Below are 23,159 nucleotides of genomic sequence, written 5' to 3'. Positions count from 1 at the left end.
TGAGTAGGGTTTGGATAAATTGTTTTTTAACATTTTGAAGAATCCTATTTATCTTTATAGGATTAAGACTTCTCTCAAAAAACATGTTTTTAACCAGTAAAATAGTAATGAATTTAATTGGAGTTAGATGTGTAATTAAGTAAAAATAATTATAAAATGAATTTAAAGTACTCTATCGTATTTTTTTTAGTATTAATTTCTCAATTCTGTTTCTCCCAAAACGATTGGGAAAACGAATTGATGTTCGAGCAGAACAAACTTCGATCACGAGTGCCAAGTTATTCCTATACACATCATGCAGATGCGTTGATTGGAAATAGAGATAAATCTAGAATGCAATCTTTAAACGGAACGTGGAAGTTTAATTATGTGGGTAAATCACAAGATAGACCAACAGACTTCATCAAAAAAGATTTTAAAGGTGAAAATTGGAGTGATATTCTTGTTCCTTCAAACTGGGAATTGCAAGGTTTTGGACAACCCATTTACACCAATATTATTTATCCTTTTACGCCAGATATTAAAAATGGAGGGAAAAGGAATTTCAATTATATGGGACCACATCCGCCGCAGTTTCCATTTATAGAAAAGTATAGAGACAATCCTGTTGGGAGTTATTACAGAGATTTTACAATTCCAAAAGATTGGAAAGATCAATCTGTAATTTTACATTTTGGCGGCGTTTCATCGGCATTTTATGTGTGGGTAAATGGTAAAAAAGTAGGTTATAGCCAAGGAAGTAGATTGGCTGCTGAATTTGATATTACAGCCTATTTATCCGAAGGAAAAAATAGAGTTGCTGTGCAAGTTTTTAGATGGAGTGATGGGAGTTATCTAGAAGACCAAGATATGTGGCGTTTAAGCGGAATTCATAGAGAAGTTTTGCTTTTATCACAACCAAAAATAGCGTTAAATGACTTTTTTGTAAGAACAAAGTTCGATGAAAAACTAGAAAATGCACAGTTAGAAGTTCGTCCTCATTTATGGATGAAAGGAAATGAAGAGAGCTTAAAAGATTGGGAAATTACAGCTGATTTATATGATGCTGATCATCAAAAAGTATTAGAAAAAGCAATGTCTTGTAATATTGAAGATGTGTTTTTTGAAAGATGGCCACAAAGAGATATTACAAAGTTTGCATTTTTAGAAGCGAACATTAAAAACCCAATAAAATGGTCGTCTGAAAATCCTTATTTATATACCTTGGTTTTTGATGTAAAAGATGCATCAGGTAAAATAGTAGAATCTAGAAGTCAGAAAGTTGGATTTAGACAAATTGGTTTTTCAACTGAAAATGAATTATTAATCAACGGAAAGCCAGTAAAAATAAAAGGTGTAAATCGTCACGATCATCATCCAATTAGAGGAAAAGCATTAACAAGAAAAGATTTAGAAGACGATGTAAAACTGTTGAAGAGATTCAATTTTAACGCTGTAAGAACTTCTCATTATCCGAATGATCCGTATTTCTATGATTTGTGTGATAGATACGGAATTTACGTGATGGACGAAGCAAATATAGAAACCCATCATTTAGGTAGTTATGCGCCACAACAACCAAGTTTAGCGATTCCTATTTTAAGCAGAATTATGAGAATGGTTGATAGAGATAAAAATCATCCTTCCATAATTTCTTGGTCTATGGGTAATGAAGCAGGAACAGGACCAGCTTTTGCTGCTGCTGCAGGTTGGATAAAAGATTATGATGTTTCTCGTTTTATTCATTATGAAGGAGCGCAAGGAAAACCAACACATCCCGAATATAAAGAAGGAGAAGAAGGGCAAAAAGTATTTAGAGGAACAGCACATGCAAATCCTGATGATCCTAATTATGTAGATGTTTTAAGTAGAATGTATCCAGAGTTGTATCAGCTAAAAGCCATGTCTGAAAGTAAATATATTAACAGGCCAATTATTATGTGCGAATATGCACATGCCATGGGGAATTCTATTGGTGGTTTGGGGGAATATTGGGACTTAATTAACTCGAAAAAGAATTTAATTGGTGGTTTTATTTGGGATATGAAAGACCAAGGTTTGGTTAAAAAAGACAAAAAAGGAAATGATTTTTATGCTTATGGAGGTGATTTTGAGGATTATCCGAATGATAAAAATTTCTGTATCAATGGTGTTTTTTCCCCTGAAGGAAAACCAAATCCGCATGCTTGGGAAGTAAAATACATTCATCAACCTTTTAATTTTAAAAATATTGAAATTGAAAAAGGAACCGTTTTGGCAATCAATCATTTAAACGAAACCAATTTAAATAAATATGATGTAAAATGGACGTTGTCCGAAAACGGAAAAGAATTGCAATCTGGATTTTTACAAAATGTAGATGTAAAATCAAATTCATCCGAAGAATTAAAAATTCCGTTTAAAAAAGTTCGTTTTAAGGATGAAAATGAATATTGGTTGCATATTTCTGTGCAGGAAAAAGAAGCTGCTTTTTGGGCAGAAAAAGGGTTTGAAATTGCTAAAGATCAAATCTTATTAAAAAAGAAAACGCAAAAAGAAAGTTATAGTTCTTTATCAAAATCTAAGCTTCAATTAAAAGAAACGAATTCGGAAATTACAATTTCAGGAAAAAAATACATAGCAAAAGTTTCTAAAGAATCAGGAGCATTAATTTCTTTCATCAAAAACGAAAAAGAACAGATTTTATCACCTTTAAAACCAAACTTTTTTAGACCACCAATAGACAATGATTTACGTGGTGCAAGTAGTGGTGATTTTAGAAAGTCGAGAGCATATTGGGAGTTTTTAAATGATAAATTAGAGACAAAATGGGTTAAAGTAATTTCTGATAAAACCAATGAAACTACTGTTTTAATTGAAAAATCATATAAAGATGAAGTAAAATTAATGATGAATTATCATTTTTTAAGTGATGGAAGAGTTGTGGTAAAAATGGAGTTAGATGCTGATAAAAAATTACCAGGTTTGGTAAAATTCGGGGTTACTTTAGGAGTTTCTAAAGCGAATACAAAAACTACTTTTTACGGAAAAGGACCTTGGGAAAACTACATAGATAGAAAACGAGGAACAGAAGTAGATGAATTTACTTTTAATACCGATGATTTATTTACAGATTATATTTTTCCGCAAGAAAACGGAAACCGTTCTGATGTAAGATGGTTGCAACTTTCAGAGAATAAAAAGAGCCATTTAAAAATTGAAGGATCGCCATCGTTTGGTTTTTCAATATGGCCTTATTCGCCTAAAAATATTCAAGAAGCGAAACATCCTTTTGATTTAAAAAAACAAGGTTTTTATACATTGAATTTGCATTTAATTCAAATGAGTGTGAATGGAACGTTGTCTGAAACCTTACCCAAATATATAATCCCTTCTGGAAAATATAATTTCGAATTTATCTTTAATTAAACAAAATAATCCAATGAAAAAACTAGCGATATTATTTATCATTTTTACAATTGTTTTAGCTTCTTGTTCATCAAAAGTTAATGATGAAAATAAAATTTTAAAATCAGAAATAAAAGGGCAATTAGCAGAAGTTAACAACACTGATAATTTTACGGATTCTAAAAATCCAATTGCAGGAAGTGTCGATTATTCGAATAGTAAACATGTTACCTTTAAAAACATAAATATTGGAGATTGTGTTTGGACAGATGGTTTTTGGGCAGATAAATTTGAGTTGGCAGAAAAAGTAATGGTGCCAAGTATGGGAAAATTGTTAACAGGAGATACTGGTTTTGCTTTAAACAATTTTAAAATAGCTGCAGGTTTAAAAGAAGGAAAACACGAAGGAATGTTTTGGCATGATGGCGATTTTTACAAATGGATGGAAGCTTCTTTATACATCTATGCTATGAATAAAGATCAAAAAATTTTAGATGAATTAGATGATTATATAGCTATTATTGGCAAAGCACAATTAGAAAACGGGTATTTACAAACTCAAGTAACAATTCCGGGTAAAAAAGTTTTTTCTGAAAGAAAATATCATGAAATGTATAACAGTGGTCATTTATATATTGCTGCACTTACACATTATAGATTAACAGGTAAACGAAATTTTTTAGATATCGCTATAAAAAATGCAAATAATTTGTATGATGTTTTTCAGCCTCAACCAAAAGAATTAGCAAGATTTGGCTTTAATCAAGTGCAAATTATGGGATTGGTAGAATTGTACAGAACTACAAATGATAAAAGATATTTAGAGCTTGCAGAAATATTTATAAATATGCGAGGTAAATCGAAAGTGATACCAGATTCTTCTGTACGTTTCAGAAATATTGGTGATATGACGCAAGAACGAATTCCGTTAAGAAAATCTAAGGAAGCCGTTGGTCATGCGGTTTTGGCATTGTATTATTATGCAGGAGCAGCAGATGTGTATGCAGAAACGGGAGAGCAAGCATTAATTGATGCTTTAGATCGTTTGTGGGGAAATATTGTAAATCAGAAAATGTTTATAACGGGAGCTTGTGGACAAAAACATGATGGAGGTTCGTCTCACAGAGATTTTGTACATGAAGCATTTACCATAGATTATGAAATGCACAATGCGCATTCTTACAATGAAACTTGCGCAAATTTATGCAACGCCATGTTTAATTATAGAATGATGAGCATTAAAGGAGAATCTAAATATGCAGATATTATTGAAACAGTAATGTACAATAGTGCTTTATCTGGCATTGATTTAGGAGGAACCAATTTTTTCTATACAAACCCGTTAAGAAGAACTGCAGATCATAAAATGGGAGGAACAGATTACCCAACAAGAGTGCCATATATTCCTTGTTTTTGTTGTCCGCCAAATTTAGTAAGAACCATTGCAAAACTATCAACTTGGTCTTATAGCTTAACAAATAACGGACTTGCCATAAACTTATATGGAGGAAATAAATTAGCAACAAATTTGATAGATGGCTCAGAAATTAAATTAACCCAAAAAACAGATTACCCTTGGGATGGAGCAATAACCATTAAAATTGATGCATGTAAAAATGATGCGTTTGATATTTTATTAAGAATTCCTGAATGGGCAAAAGAAAGTTCAATTTCCATAAATGGAAAAAATGAAAATAAAAAACTTAAAGAAGGCGCATTTGTAACCATCAATAGAAAATGGAAAAAAGGCGATGTAATTTCTTTACAGATGCCAATGAAGTCAGAATTGGTTGTTGGACATAGAAATATTGAAGAAGTTAGAAACCAAGCGGCAATAAAAAGAGGTCCGGTTGTGTATTGTGTAGAAACACCAGATTTACCAAAAAAGACAAATGTTTTAGACGTTTATATTCCTTCGGATATAAAGTTAACTACAAAAAAAGAAGTTGATTTTTTAGGAGGACTAACAACTTTAAAAGGGACTGTTTTATTAACATCTGATAATGATACTAAAATGTACAGAACTTTAGAAACACAAAATTTTAAAAAATACGACGCTACTTTTATACCGTATTATGCTTGGAGCAATAGAGGTACAAGTGAAATGACTGTATTTATGCCAATAATTTGGAAATAATAATTTTTAATCTTTTGTTGTAAATCTTGTACAAAATATAGGGTTATAAGAGGCTTTATAGTTTCTTAAACTTGTAAATACATACTTTATACTCAGAAATACAGCATAGCCGTATAATGTTCTTAGGTTTACCTTAGATAATTATATGTTTATGAAAAAATTTTTCGCTTTTGTTACAGTATTGCTTTTCGTATTTAATGCATGTGCTCAAAATAAAACCGTAAATGTTGCAGATTACGGAATAAAACCAGGCAAAGATGTTACCTTAGAAGTATATCAACTACTAAATTCTTTAGAAGGTAAAAAAAATGTAACACTATTTTTTCCAAAAGGACAATATGAGTTTTATCCAGAGAATGCATTTGAAACTTATAGAGCGGTTACAAACCATGATAATAGTTTAAAGAAAATAGCTTTTCCTATTTATAATTTCGATGATTTTACCTTAGACGGAAACGGATCTACATTTATGTTTCATGGTAAAATTGTACCAATTACTGTTGAAGGATCTAGAAATACAACATTAAAAAACTTTACGATAGATTGGGAAAAATCTTTTGTAAATGAATTAACGGTTACTGAAAATAATAAAGAAGAAAATTCTTTTATAGTTGAGGTTGCCAATGAAAAATTTGGTTTTGAAGTGAATAACAATCAGATTTTGTTTAATCATTACGATTGGCAAGATGAAATAGGTCAGAATATGGCTTTCGATCCAGCTACAAAATCACCTATTTGGCAAACTAAAAACTATTTTTTAAAGCCTCAGCCTAAGACAACAGCTAAAATTATAAAAATTGATAATAAGACCGCAAAGTTTACAAATTATACAAAAGTAACGCCACCAGTCGGTACCGTATTTGCAACTTATGGCAAAAGTCCGGGAGCAAATAGATTTGTGCCCGCCATTCATTTATCTAACTCTATAGACAACACTTTAAATAATATAACTGTTTTAGCAGCAGGAGGAATGGCATTAATAGCAGAAAGATGCGAAAACATTTCTTTAGATACATTTATTGTTACTTCTAGAGAAGATAGAACAATTTCTACAAGAGCAGATGCTACTCATTTTTTAGGTTGTAAAGGAAGCATTACCTTAGAAAATTGTTTGTTAGAACATATGTTAGATGATGGTATAAACGTGCATGGAGCTTATGTAAAAGTAGAAAAATACTTGGGTAAAAATACCTTTTTATGCGAAACAAGTCATGTGCAACAATGGGGATTTTTGTTTGGTGAAAAGGGCGATGAAGTTATGATGATTTCTAGAGAAACGATTCTACCAATTTTTAAAACTAAAATTAAAAAAGTAAAGATTTTAAATGAAAGAAGAATGTTAATTACGGTTAATGAGGTTCCGACTAAAATGCCAGAAGGAAAACTTTCATTAGAAAACCTTACTTGGTATCCGGACCTTTACATGAATAAAAACATTATCAGAGAAAACAGAGCAAGAAGTGCGTTGATTACTACAAAAGGAAAAGTACTTATTGAAAACAACTATTTCTCATCACAAATGCATGGTATTTTAATTGAGGGAGACAATAACAAATGGTATGAGTCTGGAGGCGTACAAGATATTACTATTAGAAATAATACTTTTGAAAACATTGGCTACGGAAACGGTATTTCTTATCCATTAATAGCTTCACCTTTATTTACTTCAGAACAAAAATTAGGAGATCAGAAATTTCATCAGAATATTAATTTTACCAACAATGTAATTAAAAGTTTTAATGGACATTTAGTGTTTGCTATGTCTGTAAAAGGTTTAAATGTTTCTGATAATATCATTGAAATAAGTACCGATTATCCTACAGGTTCTGTATTACCAGCCATAGATTTAGAGTTTTGTGAAGATGTAATCATTGAAAAAAATCAATATAAAAAGTTCAATTTCTCTATTACATCAGCAATAAAAGATAATAATAGCAAGGTTAAGATTAAAAAGAATAAAGGATTAATAAATTAATCAAGAATTAAAATCAATATATATTTAAATGAACGCATCAAAAAAGAGATTTTTATTTTGGTTTTATTTTGTTTGCACCAGTCTTGTATTTGCACAAAACCCAATGGATAGAGTGCTTCCTGCGGATAGTTATTTTTACAATCCAATAATCAATACTGCAAACCAAATGAGTTTTCCTAGCGGAAATTCTTCTACAGCGGCACTTCAAGGAATGATTGATAATTTATCTGCTTCTGGTGGAGGTGTTTTAACGATAAATGAAGGGACTTATACTTTAGAGCAAATTCACATGAAAACGGGTGTACATATTCGCGTTCATCCAGAGGTAACTTTTAAATCCTTACCAAGAAATGCATTATTTAGAGCAGGTTATGATAATAATTTTGAAAATGTTAGCAATTGGAGTTTTACCAGTACAAATGGAGAAAAATTTACTTTCGATTTTTCAGATTTACAACCTACAAAAGATATTAGAGCTTTTCAATTAGGAAATTGTACCAACTTTAAATTGGCAGATTTTTTAATTTTAGATAATTATACAAAATTCAATGGAATTTCTTCAGGTGCTGTTGGTGATTCACCAGCAAAATTTCCAACATTTGGCATCATCGAAAACCTTGATATAAAGAATGCACATTATGGATATGGTTTAACTCAAAATCAAGTTGCACAAGATATCTTATTTAGAAATTTATCTGGAGAAGGAGGAGTTACTTTGCGTTTAGAATCTGGCTTTCAGGGTCTTGCAGATATGTATCTTACCGATAAAACACTTGTTCTTAATAATATTTATGCAAGAAATATTTCGTGTAAAAATGGTGCACATGCAGTAATGTTATCTCCTCATACTATAACCCAAGGCGTGGTAGATGTTAGAGATATTTCTGGTGAAAGTTGCGAGGCTGTTGTCTCCATAAATTTTGGTTTTTTATCAGCATCAAAAGGGCAAGCAGATGAAAATGGAAATCCAATAAATGGTCATAGTTCAGGTACTTTTTCTGAAGAATCTGTCATTGCAAATGTTAATGCTACTTATGGCATACTTGCACAAGTAAGAGCGGCACGTTTAAGGCATGTGCCTTGTGCTTTAAGAGGTTACATCAATTTAGAAGAAATAAATCCTGATGAAGAATCTTATCAATCACCATCATTAGCACCCATTTATTATTTAGCCTTAGAAGATTATGTTTCTTTGGGAAACCCAAGTGGAAGATATAAAGTTGTACTAGACAACGTAACGCATGCTGGTTTTTCAACAGAAGTGAGAGCAGATGGTTTAATTACAGATGGAGGAGAAAATGATTTTGAAGGTTGTGATATTGATGGCCCACCAATTTGGATAAAGAACGAAGATAAAAATACTCCAAACCCACTACAAACCTCTACAGAAGCAATAGTTTTAGATGTTAACGATTTTATAAAAGATTCGAATATTGTTGTCTATCAGCAAGAAAATTTAAGAGATTTAAAAATTGAGAGTCCTTTTAATGGAAGCCTTAAAATTTACAATATAGTTGGGCAATTGGTAAAAGAAGTGCCTTATTTTAAGAACAATACTACGGTGAATGTTGGTAAACTGGTTAATGGAATGTACATTATCCATTTTAAAGCTGACAAAAAAACAATTACAAAAAAAATAATAATTAAATAATTTTACAATGCGTACATTAAAAAATCAAAGAAGTGTATTTTTTTTACTTGTGATTATAATTACAGCTTTTGCTTGTAAAAGTAAAGAAGTAAAAAATGATTCTGTAAATACAACAACGGCTAAAAAACCAAATATTGTTTTATTATTTGTTGATGATTGGGGTTGGGCAGATGTTGGTTTTAGAAACCCTCTTTTTGAAACGCCAAACATAGATCAATTAAAAAAAGAAAGTTTAAATTTTAATAGAGCTTACATTCCTACACCTACTTGTAGCCCAAGTAGAGCCTCTATTTTAACAGGTAAAGAAGCTGTTCGTCTAGAAATGGTACGTCATATTGCTGGAGATCCAGACAAAGAAAAATATAGCTTATGGCCAAATGACCCGGTTCAAATGCCTTCTATTAATTACTTACCTTTAGAGGAAGTTACCTATGCAGAACGATTAAAAGAATACGGATATTACAATGCATTTATAGGGAAATGGCATTTAGGTCATCCCGCAAATTACCCAGAAAAACAAGGTTTTGATGAAGTGTATGGAACTACAAATGCAGGACATCCAAAAAACTATTATTTCCCATTCTTTAAGCCAGAAGAAGATCCAAAAGGGTTTTTAAAATCGGGTGTAAAAAAAGGAGATTATTTAACTGAAGTTTTAACCAATCATGCTACTAAATTTATTCAAAATTACGATAAAAAAGATCCGTTTATGTTGTCTTTTTGGTACTACACAGTGCACGGGCCTTCTATTGGTAGAAAAGATTTAATTAAAAAATACGAAGCCAAAGGAATGAAGGGTAAATATGCACAACACGGTGCTATGGTAGAAGTGTTAGACAATTCTGTAGGACAAGTAAGACAAGCTTTAAAAGATAAAGGAATTGCAGACAATACCATTATTATTTTAATTTCTGATCAAGGTGGTGCTTACACAAATGCTCCTTTAAGTGGTGGTAAAAAAGGAGGAAATACTTTAGGAGAAGGTGGTTCTAGGGTTTTGTTAACCATAGATTACCCAGGAGTAACAAAACCAGGAACGGAAACATCAATACCGGTACAATCAATCGATTTATATCCAACGATACTTGAAATTGCTTCAGGTAAAAAAGGGGAAGATGCCTGGATTCAAGGTAAAAGCTTACTACCCATTTTACAAGGAAAAGAGTTTGCAAAAAGACAATTGTATTTCTTTAGAAGTTATGAAGATCAATACGCATCGGTAATTGATGGAGATTGGAAGTTGGTGAAATACCATTCAGGGAAATTTCAATTATTTAATGTTGCAAAAGATATTAGTGAACAAAACGATTTAATAGGAACTGGGTTGCAAATTGAAGAAACCTTAAAAACCAATATTGCAAATTGGGAAAAAGAAGCGGTTCCAAATTTCTAGAAACAATTTACCTCTATTAAGAATATAAAAAGGTAGTAACTTTAGGTTGCTGCCTTTTGTTGTTTTTGGGCTATTTTTTATTCAATATTCGTTGTAATTATGTTGTTTTAAGGAATTAACATAAATTTAAATAAAAAAATTTTCGTATTGTAATGTTCTTAAATTCAAGTGTTTAAGGTTGTTTTGTGTATGAATTTACTACGAGACACATTTAATTTACTACAATCTACAAAGAAACATAACAAAAATATCAACTTTATAGAAGTAAAAAAAAAGTGGAATAAATTCACAAAACAAATAAAATAAACAGTTTAATTTATGAATACAGAATACATTTAAAAATACCCAACCACCCAAAACTAAATTTAAATATAAACGAATAAAAATCAACCAATGAAATTAAAATTTTTAATAAAAAACAAGATTTTACAATATAGCTTACTCAGTTTATTTGCTTTATTGTTTTGTAGTTTTGATGCTAGTGCACAAAGAACTACAATAAAAGGTACTGTTGTAGATAGTGCAGACAATACACCTTTACCAGGCGTGTCTGTGCTTATAAAAGGAACAACAAGAGGATCTAGTACAGATTTTGATGGTAATTTTAGCATTAAGGCAAAAATTGGAGAAACTTTAGTTTTTGCCTATTTAGGTATGCAAAGTAAGGATGTGAAAATTACTACAACACAATTAAGAGTTTCTTTAGATTCTGATACAGAATCTTTAGAAGAAATAATTGTTGTAGGTTATGGAACCGTTAAGAAAAAAGAACTTACAGGAGCGGTAAATAGAGTTGTAACAGATGATATAGAACAGTTTATAACCCCAGACATAGGTTCTGCATTGCAAGGGCAAGTTGCGGGTGTTAATGTTACGGCTAGTTCTGGAGAACCTGGTGAAGCAGCTAGTATCCAAATTAGAGGAGTTACTTCTTTAATAGGTTCTAATACACCACTTTTTGTAGTAAATGGTATTCCTCAAATAGGAGATCCAGGTTTAAGTCCTAATGAAATAGAAAGTATAGATATTCTAAAAGATGCTGCATCTACTGCAGTATATGGTGCAAGAGGTGCTGCAGGTGTTGTTTTAATAACCACAAAACAAGGTAAAGCTGGTAAAATGAGTATAGATATTAATTATACTTATGGTTTACAGGCTATTGGAGACGAAGCAACTCCTTTAATGAATACAGAAAGTCAATTGTTTTATGAGGTAAATAGAAATGCATATACAAGTATTAATTTTGAACCATTAGTTGTACGTTTTCCAGAATGGATTAATAATGACAATAAATTTGATGACTATGTTTTAAATAAATCTGCAGAGGTAAAAAATTACAGTTTTAGTGTATCTGGAGGAGCAGAAAAAATAACCTATAATCTTGTAGGAAGTTTATTTGATCAAGATGGTTCAATTATAAATTCAAATTTTAAAAGATATAATGGTAGAGCAACTACAAGTTATAATACAGAAAACTGGAAAATAGATGGTAGTTTAGCTTTTACTATAGAAAAAAGAAAAAGGTCTAGTGATGGCTTGATTGTTCAAGCCGGTAGATATAGACCTTATTTTCCTGCAATAGACCCTAATGAAGAATCTGTAGATGGTAGTACTAATGGAGGTGTTAGGACTCCTTCTGTAGCTTTAAATCAAGCTCTTAGGAGACAAGATGAAAGTAATAAAGATCGTATAAATGCTAGTTTAAGTGTAAATAGAAAACTATCCGATTCTTTTAATTTTATCACAAGAATGGGAGTTTCTGTTACAAATGAAATAAGAAATATTTTTAAACCAAGTTTTACTTTATATGATTTAGAAAATGATGAAGATATTACTGATGAAACTAAAAGTGGTGTAATTGCTATTGCTTCTAGAACCAATAAATTTAGTTGGGATGGTAGTTTAAATTATAAAAAGAAATTTGGCAAACATACTGTTTCTGCAACAGCGGCATTAGCTTTAGAAGAAGATAGTTTTCAATCATTTGATGCTTCTATTCAAGGAGTTTCTAATAATAACTTACTTGTTTTAGATGGTGGTACAGTTAATCAATTAGTAAATAGTGGCTATAATCCAGATATTAATGGAACTAGCGATAATTACAATAAAAAAACAGTTGGTACAATAGCAAGAGTACAATACAACTATAAAGGAAAATACTTATTATCTGCATTAGCAAGATACGATGGTTCTTCTAGATTTGGTTCTGAATACAGATGGGGTGTTTTTCCTTCTTTATCTGCTGCTTGGAATATTTCTGATGAGAATTTTTGGAAACCAATGAAAGCTACAATCAATAACTTTAAGTTAAGATTAAGTCACGGTACGGTTGGTAACGATAGTTTTGCTGATTATGAATACGCAAGTACTATTGCTCCTTTTGGAGATTATGTTTTTGATGAAAATGATAATGGAGAATTATTTGGAACTACAATATTATCTTATGCAAATGCAGACGTAAAATGGGAAACATCAATATCTAACAATATTGGGATAGATCTATCTTTTTTAAGAAATAAAATTACAGTTACAGCAGATTATTATAATACTCAAAAAAGAGACATGTTATTTCCTGTAACACTACCTGGTTCTGCAGGTGCTTATTATGACAATCTTTTAGTTTTAAATATTGGTGATATGGTAAATCAAGGGTTTGAGTTTGCTACTAATTATAAAGGCAATGTTGGTAAAAGCAAACTAAAATTAGGGGCAACATTTACTACCAATAGCAACAAGATTACAAAAATGCAAGATGGGGTAACTATTACACCAAATAATAATGTAAGGTTGGTAAACGAAACAGCTCAGGCAACAGTTTCGTTTATAGCTGTGGGTCATGAAGCTGGGGCTTTCTTTTTGTATGAAACAAATGGCGTTGTACAAACAGATGAGCAACTTGCTGCATACAAACTACTTGAAGGTAGAGAAGATGCAGAAAAAGGAGATTTAATTTATGTAGATACAAATAATGATGGAAAAATTAACAACGCAGACAGAGTGTATAAAGGTAGTGGTTTACCAGACTTTGAATATGGTTTTAATTTAAACTGGAGTCTTGCAGATTTTGATTTATCTATGAATTGGTACGGTACTGTGGGGGCAGAGGTTTTAAATGGTAATAAAGCTGCTTCTTATAATTATGAGCGTCATCAAGATTTAACAAATATGTGGACACCTAATAACCCAACCTCTCAAATACCAATTTTTAGAGGTGATGCAGGAGATCATTATAATTACAGTGGGCTTACAGATTATTGGTTAGAAAACGGAGATTATTTAAGATTAAAACAAATTTCTCTAGGGTATTCTTTATCAAAAGAAACTGCTACTAAGCTAGGTTTAGATAAGTTTAGACTGTTTTTAACAGCACAAAATGCACTTACGTTTACAAAATATTCAGGATATGACCCAGAAGTGGGCTCAAACAATGTTGCCAGAAGAGGTATTGATAATTCAAGATACCCACTTGCAGCAATATATAGTTTCGGTTTAAATATTAATTTTTAAAAACACACAAAATGAAAACATATATAGCTAAAACAATCTCTTTGATGGTAATGTTTTTAACATTATTTTCATGCGACTCTTATTTAGAAGAAGTGAATCCTAATGAAATATCTACAGATATTTATTGGTCAACTTTAGACGAGTCTGATACAAATTTAATTTCGGTGTATGGAGCCATGTTAAATGAGTTTATAGTAAATGCACGTGTAGAATCTTGGAGGTCTGATGAAGGTTTTCCTGGAAATCGTTTTAACGATAGACTACCTAATGGACATGATGTATCTCTTTTTGCAAAAAATTGGTACGAACAAAACATAGACGAAGATACGAATGAAGTACAATTAAGATGGGATGCTTTATATCAAGTAATATTTAGAGCAAATCAAGTAATTGAAGGACTATACGGAATGACAGCCGATTTAAAAAGTCAAGAAGCTTGGACATTACAAATGGGACAAGCACGTTTTTTTAGAGGTTTAGCACATTTTTATTTACACTCCACCTATAAACAAGGAAAAATTATTATTAGAGATGTAAACCCATTAAAGCCTTCAGACTTTTCTAAAGCGGCATCAGAATCATCAGAAGTTATAGCATTTTTTAGAGAAGATTTAGAATATGCTTACAACAATTTACCAGGTCAAATGGAACCTAAAACTAGAGTAGATGCAGGTGCTGCTGGTACTATTTTAGGAATGAGCTATTTGTATGAAGGAGATTATTTATTGGCCAAAGATTATTTTGATGACATTATAAACAATAAAAAGAAAGATTATGGGTATGCTTTAGTTCAAGATGCTAGTATTATGTTTACAAAAGCAGGTGATTTTAATTCAGAATCTATTCTAGAAATTAATTATAGTTTACATAAAGCAGAAGAAACTGCTTTTAATGAAGATGATTTTATTACAAGAAGTGCCCGATATTCTGCACCAAGATCTGGTGGTGGTTCTAGTGTTTTAGAAACTTTCACAGCTTCGGCTTGGTTAATTCATGCTTTTTCTAGTGATGAAATGGACCCTAATGACTCGAGAAACACAGTAACAGACAGAGCAGGTACCGTTAGATTAAGAAAAGTTTCTTTAAGAAACTCTGCTATGCTTGCCGTTGTTAATGATGAAGACACTGAGTACTATGAGTCAGTTTCTGCTCCCGTTTTACATAATTTTAATTCTTTAGGTAAATATGGCTACTTTAAAAAGTATACCAATCATGATATCACAAACGATGAACAGACACTGGGTCTTAACAGTTGGCAATCTGGTAAAAATGTAATTTTAAATCGTTTGTCTGGTGTTTATTTAATGATGGCAGAATGTTTAAATGAAACAGATGATATAAATGGTGCATTATTTTACATAAATGCAATTCGTAAACGTTGGGGACTTAAAGTATTAGAAGGCGCAGATTACGATTCTAAAGAAGAAGTAAGAACTCGATTACAATTATTTGAATATCCGATGGAATTATGTGTAGAAGGGTATTCTACACGAAATATAGATTTAAGAAGATGGGGAATTGCGAAAGCACGTTATACAGAATTAAGTCAAAGAAATTTTTACGCTACTGATTATGTGTATCTAAATGAAGATGCTACAGGTACAGCTACTAGAACAGCTAGTTTAGTTAGAGAAGGTATAAGTACAAATGCTACCGATTTTCAAATAGAGCCAGAATTTTTAAAGGCATCAGAAAATTACACCGATGGTTACTTGCCTTACCCTGCAAGCGAAACTATAAATAACCCAAAGATTTCTAACTAAAGATGAAAAAAATGAAAAAAATAGGAATTATATTAGTTTTAATAATCGCAGCGTTAGGTTGTAGCGAAAATGAATATGAAGCACCTTATGGAGACTTTAACAGTTTTTCTTGGTTAACAACTAAAAGTACTACAGATACTGATTATGTAGTTGCACTAAATGAATTTATTGGTTTGTATGATGTGTCTAATAATTCAATAAGTCACAGTTGGTACTTACCAGAAGGTACAAGTTTATTAAATAAGGAATTTTCTTCGGATAATTTGGTGTATACAGAATTTATAGAAGCTGTGGGTCCAGTTAATTCTGATGAAAAACAAATAAACGTACTTTTTAACACACCTGGTATTAAAGAAATTCAACTTAAAAATATTTTTAAAGACTCGGTAACAGAAGGAGTTAAGCAAGAAGACGGAAATTGGTTGGTAGAAAAAGCATTTACCATAACCGTTTTTGATGATTTAAAGCCAGTATTTCAAGTACTTAAAGGTACAGAAGTTGTATTAAATATTACAGAAACAGATTTACCAAACATAGCAAATAGTGCATCTTGGAAAACAGTTAGTGTAGAAGCAGGGGAAAAGCTTACTTATCTTGATATGACAACTTCTGGTGAACCAGATTCTAGAAGTTGGACTTTTAGTGGGGGAGACAAAGAGACAAGTAGTGCAGAATCTGTAGATGTTTTATACAATAGTTTAGGGGATTTTGTTGCAGGAAGTATGAACTCTATCAGAAAAGATCCGAAACCAAAAGCAGAAGTTTTAAAATTAATTCCTTTAAAAATTAAAGTTATTCCGTCTACTAAACCATTTGTAATTAATGGGGGGGTAAAAGAAGACGCAACAGAACTTATCTCATTTAATGTAACAGGAGAAATAGCTGTTTTAACGGCATCAGAAAAAGATAACTTTACGGTAAATGTAGAAAATACTTTAGCAGGTTTTAATCAAAATATTGCTGTAAAATCAGTTGCTATTAATAGTAGTGATGCTACTCAAATAGATGTAACATTAGTTGCTCCAATTTATAATAGTGATATTGTTAAAATATCGTATACATCAGGAAATATACAATCTGTAGACACTAGAATTTTAGAAAGCTTTGGTCCTAAAACGGTAGCAATGGATTTTCAAGGAGCAATGAATGTGGCTGGTTATACAGGATATGAAGACGAATGGGGAGGTTCTGGTAATCAATTTAAAAAAGCAAATACAGAAGGATATTTTGCACAACATAATGGTAGTAATGAAGGAGGTCCTTTATATTACTGGAGAGATGATTCTAAAGCATATCAAGGTAAAAGTTCTATGAAATTTGAAACTACTGCAGATGGTATTCCTGCTCTTGCAAGATTACAAGGTGGTAGCTTTAGTACTTTAAGTCCTGTTACAGCGGGTACTTATGTGCCTAGTGTATGGGTTTATCTTGATGGTTCAAACACAATGAATACTATTCAGTTTAATTTTAATGCAGACCCTACGGCAACTTTTAATTTTGATTTATCTACTACAGAAAAAGGTAAATGGGTAAGATTAACATTACCAGAAATTACTTTAGGTGATATTTCTTCTGGAAGATTTGACTTAAATATTTCCAATACAGGTCAAGATGATGCTATAGTTCAAAAATTATGGTTAGATAGTTTTGACTTGTTAATTGTTGAAGTTAGATAATAAAGTATGGAGATTAAAATCATATTAGATTTTAATCTCCTTAAATTTATACATAAATTATAATTGATATACATTATGAAAATTTTTAAAATATTTTTTTTAGTTACTACAATAGTACTTTTCAATTGTAAGTCTGAAACTAAAAAAGAAGAAGTAAAAGTAGAAGAAGCAAAAAAACCTAACATCGTTGTTATTTATTTAGACGATTTAGGTTATGGAGACATCAGTTCTTATGGAGCAACAGAATTACAAACACCAAATATAGATGCTTTGGCAAATGGTGGAATTAAATTTACAAACGGTTATGCTTCCTCAGCAACGTGTACACCAAGTAGATATGCTTTATTAACAGGTATGTATCCTTGGCGTAATAAAGATGCTAAAATTTTACCAGGTACAGCTCCGTTATTAATTAGTACCACACAACAAACATTGCCTAAAGTTTTAAAAAAACAAGGTTATCAAACAGCAATTGTTGGTAAATGGCATTTGGGTTTGGGAACAGGAATTGTAGATTGGAATGAAAGAGTTTCTCCAGGACCAAACGAAGTAGGTTTTGATCAATCTTATATTTTAGCTGCTACTCAAGATAGAGTTCCAACTGTTTATATTGATAATGGAAACGTTGTTGGTTTAGATAAAAATGATCCTATAGAAGTAAGTTATAAAGAAAATTTTAAAGGAGAACCAACAGCAATTACAAATCCAGAAATGACTACTATGAAATGGCATCATGGTCATAACAATAGTATCGTTAACGGAATTCCAAGAATAGGATTTATGAAAGGCGGGGATGCTGCAAAATGGACAGACACAGAAATGGCAGATCATTTTTTAGCAAAAGCACAGAATTATGTAAAAACACATAAAGAAAACCCTTTCTTTTTATACTATGCAATGCAACAACCACATGTACCAAGAACTCCACACCCAAGATTTGTAGGTAAATCTGGTTTAGGACCAAGAGGTGATGTTATTTTAGAAGCCGATTGGATGATTGGTGAGTTTATGAAAACATTAAAAGAAGAAGGAATTTTAGAAAACACATTAGTTGTTTTTTCTAGTGATAATGGTCCTGTTTTAAATGATGGTTATTATGATGATGCTGTAGAAAAATTAGGTAAACACGATCCTAAAGGAGGATTAAGAGGAGGGAAGTACAGTATTTTTGAAGCAGGTACAAGAGTCCCTTTTATCACCTATTGGAAAGGAACTATTAAACCAGCAGTGTCAGATGCCATTGTTTGTCAGATAGATTTATTAGCTTCATTAGCAACGTTAACGGGTACAACAGATTCCACTACAGATAGTGAAGATTTATTAAATACTTTGTTAGGTAAAAGTGATTCTGGAAGAGAAAACTTGGTTATAGAAGCTACAGGTAAAACAGCTTTAAGAAGTGGAGATTGGGTATATATTCCAGATTATAAAGGAAAAAACTTTCGTGAAAAAGTAGGTATTGAAGTAGGGAATTTTCCTTTTGAACAACTTTACAATGTAAAGGAAGATAAAAATCAACAAAACAACTTGGCAGAATCTAATCCTGAAAAGCTATCTGAGTTAAAAGCAGTTTTTCAAAAATTAAGAGGTGTAGATTATACAACAGGAGTTAAAGAAGTTCAATTTAGATAAGTATTTATTTCATGAAAAAAATAATAATGCTACTTGTTGCATTCGTTTCTACAATGTTAATTTCTTGTGCACAACAGAAAGCCAAAAAGAAAGTTGTAGTTGAAACTAAGAAACCAAATATCATATACATTTTAGCAGATGATATGGGAATTGGAGACATTGGTGTTTACGGACAAACAAAAATTCATACACCAAATTTAGATAAATTGGCAGCAAGAGGAATGAAATTTACGCAGCATTATAGCGGTTCTGCGGTTTGTGCGCCTTCTCGTTCTACTTTAATGACTGGGCAACACACAGGACACACGCCCATTAGAGGAAATAGACAATTGGTAGAAAACCAAGAAGGGCAAGTGCCATTACCTAAGAATTCAGTAACTATTGCAGAAATTTTAAAAGAAGAAGGTTACGTAACAGGAATGTTTGGTAAATGGGGTTTGGGTTTTGGCGAAGGAGACCCAAACAACCAAGGTTTTGATGAGTTTTATGGATATAATGACCAAAAATTAGCACATAGATATTATCCACCTTATTTAAACCACAACCAAAAAATAGATTCTTTAGAAGGCAATGATTGGACGCATAAAGTTACCTATTCTCCAGATAAAATTAGAGATCATAGACTTCAATTTTTAGAAGATAACAAAGACAAACCATTTTTTGCATACGTTCCTTTAGTATTGCCACATGCAGAAATTATTTCGCCAAACGATTCTATTTTTAAAATGTATGATGGTAAATTTAAAGAAACACCATTTACTGCAGATAATAAATATACATCAGATTACGGACCAAATATTGTGCCTCATGAATATGCACCTTGTGATAAACCATTAGCAACGTATGCTTCTATGATTACAAGAATTGATGCTTACGTAGGAGAAGTTATTGATAAAATAGAAGAATTAGGTCTTACTGAGAATACCATTATTATGTTTGCAAGTGATAATGGTCCATCCCCTGAAGGCGGAACAAATCCTGATTTTTTTGATAGCAATAGTAAATTTAGAGGTTACAAAAGAGATTTGTATGAAGGCGGAATTAGAGCCCCTTTTATCGCTGTTTGGCCAAATAAAATTGCAGCAGGTAGTGTAACAGATCATGTGTCTACTTTTTGGGATGTTTTACCAACGATAACTCAAATAACGGATACAGAAAATCCAGATACTATTGATGGTATTTCTTTCTTACCAACTTTATTAAATAAAGATTCTCAAGAAACACACGCTCATTTATATTGGGAATTTAATATCAAAGGAGGAAGAAAAGCAGTGAGAAAAGGAAATTGGAAAGCTGTTTGGTATAAGGTAAATGCTAAGGCAGATAAACAAGGTACATTAGAATTGTATGATTTATCAAATGATGTAAGTGAAACCAACAATGTAGCTAGTTTACATCCAGAAATTGCATCAGAATTAAAAGCATTGATGACAAGCGAAAGTGTTGCATCAGAATTATTTCCATTTAAATAATTCCATTTTAAGAGATAAAAAGGAATCAACAAAACCCTAAGAATAATGATTGTAAAAAAAACAGTTTATTTAATTTTGTTTTTAGGGGTTTTTCAAACTTCGTTTGCTCAATTCGAACAAACGGCATTAGCCAAAATTAACGATTTAAAACAACGAATTACGCAAGCAGAAAATGCTGGGTTGGATGTTTTAAAGGAAAAAATGACGGTTAGAACGGCAGAAGTTTTTTTAAAATATGCCAATTGGGATGAAAACAATATTGCAGAAAATACAACTTATTACGAGTTAGTTCCCATATATGAAGACGATGCTGTTCAAATGGCTACCGATCTTCCAGACTTTGAACGTAATGAAATTATCATTATGTTAGATGAAGCTATTGCAACTATAAAGCAAGTAATTGACGGAACTATAATTCGTAAACCACCACCAAGTATAGATTGGACAAACATATCTATAGAAGATAATGAGGTTTTATTCAACAATAAACCTGTATTCTTATCAGATTATACTTGGAGACCTTCAACAACCGAATTAAATGAATTTTTTGGAAATAAAGATGGTTTTTATTTAACACCTTCTTATGTTGTAGATGCGCAAGGAACTATTAAATTAAATATATTAAACGAGTTACAATCTAAACCTAGTGGTACTTTTGGAAGCGTTTTTTTAAATCATAAAAATCCTCCACAATGGGCTATTGATACCTATGATAACTTTACAACAGGCGGAACTTTATTTACGGAATATGATATTGATAATCCTGGAGCTAGAGAAATGCAAGCCTTTTTATTGGATGCTACTGTTCCGTTAATGGCAGGTAAAAATTATTCTAAAATGGGATATTTGTTAACAAATGAACCTCATTGGAATTCTATAGAAAATACTTGGGAAGCGCATGGAGTTTCAGAATATACAAAAGCAAAATTTAGAACTTGGTTGGCTCAGAAACATACTTCAATAGCAACTTTAAACGCTTTGTGGAATACCAATTTTGCAAATTTCGATGCCGTAACAATTCAACTACCTATTTCTCAAAATTTACAAGGAACTCCAATTTGGTATGATTGGATGACTTTTAATATGTTTAGAGTAACAGATTGGTTTACTTTTTTGAAGACTAAAATTCAAGAAAACGATTCCTCAGCAAAAACCCATATTAAAATAATGCCACATTTATGGTCAGACAATAAAACAGACAGTGGTATCGATTTAGAAGCGCTCACCAGACTTACAGAAATTATTGGAAATGATGCTAAAAGTTGGAATTCTTATCTTTTTGGAAGTACCGAAGATTGGGAAGAAAAATATTCTTTTCATTGGCGCGAGTTAAGCATGTCTTATGATTTTATGAAATCTGTGAGTCCTAATAAAATTATTTACAATTCAGAATCTCATTATTTATCAACCGGAAAATTTAGAGATTTGTACTTAAAACCCGAGTATGCTAGAGCAACTTATTGGTTGGCGTATGTCTCTGGAATGAATATTTCTCAGACTTGGTTTTGGGCAAGAGAAGCAGATGGTTCTATCAGAAATAATGCAGGAAAAGGATATGCTGGTTCTAATAATCAACAACCAAGAATTATAAATGAAGTAGAAGCAACGGTGTTGGATTTAAATGCAAATGCAGAGGATGTGTATGCTTTTCAGAAACTTAAAAAACCAATTCGTATTTTTTATTCTAAGACTTCTGCAATCAATAAAACAAATCATTTAGACGATGTTTTTAACTTGTATGAATCTCTTTATTTTGATGGAACTCCAATTGGTTTTGCTACAAAAGGGATTATAGAAGAACAGGACAATAAGGATTGGAATGTTATTCTTATTTACAAAACAGCATTTGTAACGGTAGATGAATTAAATGCATTGCAAACCTATTTAGACAACGGAGGAACTGTTGTTTTAGATGCAGAAAGTTTAAAGAAAAATGAATATGGAGAAAACCATACAATAAGTTTAAATGCAAGTAGCGGAACAATCTTATCAGCTTCATCAATGGCAAATTTTAAGGATAAAGCCTTTAGCATTTTGTCTGATGCAAATGAATTACCCGCTTTAAAGTTAGAAGAAACAAATGCGTTAAGTATAAAAGGGTGTTTGTCTAGAACTATTTCAAAAGAAAACGGAACAGAAGTGATTACCATTGTAAATATGGGGAAAGCAGATACAGAGGTTGAGTTATCATACAGAAATGATAAAACAATAGGTGCTATTAAAAATTTATTAACAGGACAAAATGTGCCTTCAACTTTTATAATGAAACGAGATGCTGTTTTATTGTTAGAAGTAACATCAAGTACGCTTTCAAATGATGATATTTTAGATGATGCTTTTCAGTATTATCCAAATCCTACCACAGGATTTATCAATATAAAAGGGAATAAAATTATAAATAATATACATATTCACAATATTTTAGGTCAAGAAGTGCTAAATTTAAAAACTCAAGAAAAGAATTTAAAAATAGATTTTAAAGCGTTTTCAAAAGGTGTTTATTTGGTAAAAATGATCATGGAAGGTGAAACAAAAGTAATATCAGTAATAAAAAAATAAGTAGAAACTAAGAACATCTATAGAGTTA

11 protein-coding genes are annotated in these 23,159 nt (G+C 31.5%); all 11 read left to right on the top strand.

Translation table 11 applies throughout. From position 1 onward, the window contains the following. The first annotated feature begins 156 nt into the window (after window positions 1–156). Window positions 157–3,387 carry a glycoside hydrolase family 2 TIM barrel-domain containing protein gene (locus ACSHW5_RS05850; RefSeq protein WP_435675178.1) on the top strand — a complete coding sequence of 1,077 codons (3,231 nt, stop codon included), beginning with the start codon at window positions 157–159 and terminating at the stop codon, window positions 3,385–3,387. Window positions 3,388–3,400: 13 nt separating this feature from the next. Continuing rightward, window positions 3,401–5,503: a glycoside hydrolase family 127 protein gene (locus ACSHW5_RS05845; RefSeq protein WP_435675177.1), complete on the top strand. Its 2,103-nt coding sequence runs from the start codon at window positions 3,401–3,403 to the stop codon at window positions 5,501–5,503. 151 nt (window positions 5,504–5,654) lie between these two features. Next, the gene (locus ACSHW5_RS05840; RefSeq protein ID WP_435675176.1) at window positions 5,655–7,478 is read left to right on the top strand and encodes an alpha-1,3-galactosidase-related protein; all 1,824 of its coding nucleotides are present in this window, start codon (window positions 5,655–5,657) and stop codon (window positions 7,476–7,478) included. 28 nt (window positions 7,479–7,506) lie between these two features. Next, complete coding sequence (locus tag ACSHW5_RS05835; RefSeq protein WP_435675175.1) at window positions 7,507–9,129, top strand: T9SS type A sorting domain-containing protein; 1,623 nt, start codon at window positions 7,507–7,509, stop codon at window positions 9,127–9,129. Between the two features lie 7 nt (window positions 9,130–9,136). Continuing rightward, window positions 9,137–10,522 (top strand): sulfatase, encoded by a 1,386-nt coding sequence (locus ACSHW5_RS05830; RefSeq protein WP_435675174.1) that lies wholly within the window; start codon window positions 9,137–9,139, stop codon window positions 10,520–10,522. Window positions 10,523–10,915: 393 nt separating this feature from the next. Beyond that, window positions 10,916–14,029, top strand: a complete 3,114-nt coding sequence (locus ACSHW5_RS05825; protein ID WP_435675173.1) for a SusC/RagA family TonB-linked outer membrane protein — start codon at window positions 10,916–10,918, stop codon at window positions 14,027–14,029. Window positions 14,030–14,040: 11 nt separating this feature from the next. Continuing rightward, complete coding sequence (locus tag ACSHW5_RS05820) at window positions 14,041–15,792, top strand: RagB/SusD family nutrient uptake outer membrane protein (protein WP_435675172.1); 1,752 nt, start codon at window positions 14,041–14,043, stop codon at window positions 15,790–15,792. Between the two features lie 11 nt (window positions 15,793–15,803). Beyond that, a complete protein-coding gene (locus ACSHW5_RS05815; RefSeq protein WP_435675171.1) occupies window positions 15,804–17,468 on the top strand; it encodes a hypothetical protein in 1,665 nt (554 codons plus the stop codon). A 75-nt stretch (window positions 17,469–17,543) separates the two neighbouring features. Beyond that, window positions 17,544–19,100, top strand: coding sequence for a sulfatase family protein (locus ACSHW5_RS05810; RefSeq protein ID WP_435675170.1), 1,557 nt, complete (start codon window positions 17,544–17,546; stop codon window positions 19,098–19,100). An 11-nt stretch (window positions 19,101–19,111) separates the two neighbouring features. Further along, window positions 19,112–20,572 carry an arylsulfatase gene (locus ACSHW5_RS05805; RefSeq protein ID WP_435675169.1) on the top strand — a complete coding sequence of 487 codons (1,461 nt, stop codon included), beginning with the start codon at window positions 19,112–19,114 and terminating at the stop codon, window positions 20,570–20,572. 45 nt (window positions 20,573–20,617) lie between these two features. Beyond that, complete coding sequence (locus ACSHW5_RS05800) at window positions 20,618–23,131, top strand: T9SS type A sorting domain-containing protein (protein WP_435675168.1); 2,514 nt, start codon at window positions 20,618–20,620, stop codon at window positions 23,129–23,131. Window positions 23,132–23,159 lie beyond the last annotated feature (28 nt).

It is taken from the genome of Polaribacter sp. (assembly GCF_051251875.1).
In the GTDB taxonomy this organism is placed as follows: domain Bacteria; phylum Bacteroidota; class Bacteroidia; order Flavobacteriales; family Flavobacteriaceae; genus Polaribacter.
The sequence above is the reverse complement of the archived record's forward strand: the minus strand, read 5'-3'. Positions and strand labels throughout refer to the sequence as shown.

What these genes read in the sequence shown, in the direction of transcription:
- ACSHW5_RS05840 (WP_435675176.1), top strand. Translation starts at nt 5,655, where the DNA reads ATGAAAAAATTTTTCGCTTTTGTTACAGTATTGCTTTTCGTATTTAAT.
- ACSHW5_RS05800 (WP_435675168.1), top strand. Translation starts at nt 20,618, where the DNA reads ATGATTGTAAAAAAAACAGTTTATTTAATTTTGTTTTTAGGGGTTTTT.
- ACSHW5_RS05810 (WP_435675170.1), top strand. Translation starts at nt 17,544, where the DNA reads ATGAAAATTTTTAAAATATTTTTTTTAGTTACTACAATAGTACTTTTC.
- ACSHW5_RS05830 (WP_435675174.1), top strand. Translation starts at nt 9,137, where the DNA reads ATGCGTACATTAAAAAATCAAAGAAGTGTATTTTTTTTACTTGTGATT.
- ACSHW5_RS05820 (WP_435675172.1), top strand. Translation starts at nt 14,041, where the DNA reads ATGAAAACATATATAGCTAAAACAATCTCTTTGATGGTAATGTTTTTA.
- ACSHW5_RS05845 (WP_435675177.1), top strand. Translation starts at nt 3,401, where the DNA reads ATGAAAAAACTAGCGATATTATTTATCATTTTTACAATTGTTTTAGCT.
- ACSHW5_RS05825 (WP_435675173.1), top strand. Translation starts at nt 10,916, where the DNA reads ATGAAATTAAAATTTTTAATAAAAAACAAGATTTTACAATATAGCTTA.
- ACSHW5_RS05815 (WP_435675171.1), top strand. Translation starts at nt 15,804, where the DNA reads ATGAAAAAAATAGGAATTATATTAGTTTTAATAATCGCAGCGTTAGGT.
- ACSHW5_RS05835 (WP_435675175.1), top strand. Translation starts at nt 7,507, where the DNA reads ATGAACGCATCAAAAAAGAGATTTTTATTTTGGTTTTATTTTGTTTGC.
- ACSHW5_RS05850 (WP_435675178.1), top strand. Translation starts at nt 157, where the DNA reads ATGAATTTAAAGTACTCTATCGTATTTTTTTTAGTATTAATTTCTCAA.
- ACSHW5_RS05805 (WP_435675169.1), top strand. Translation starts at nt 19,112, where the DNA reads ATGAAAAAAATAATAATGCTACTTGTTGCATTCGTTTCTACAATGTTA.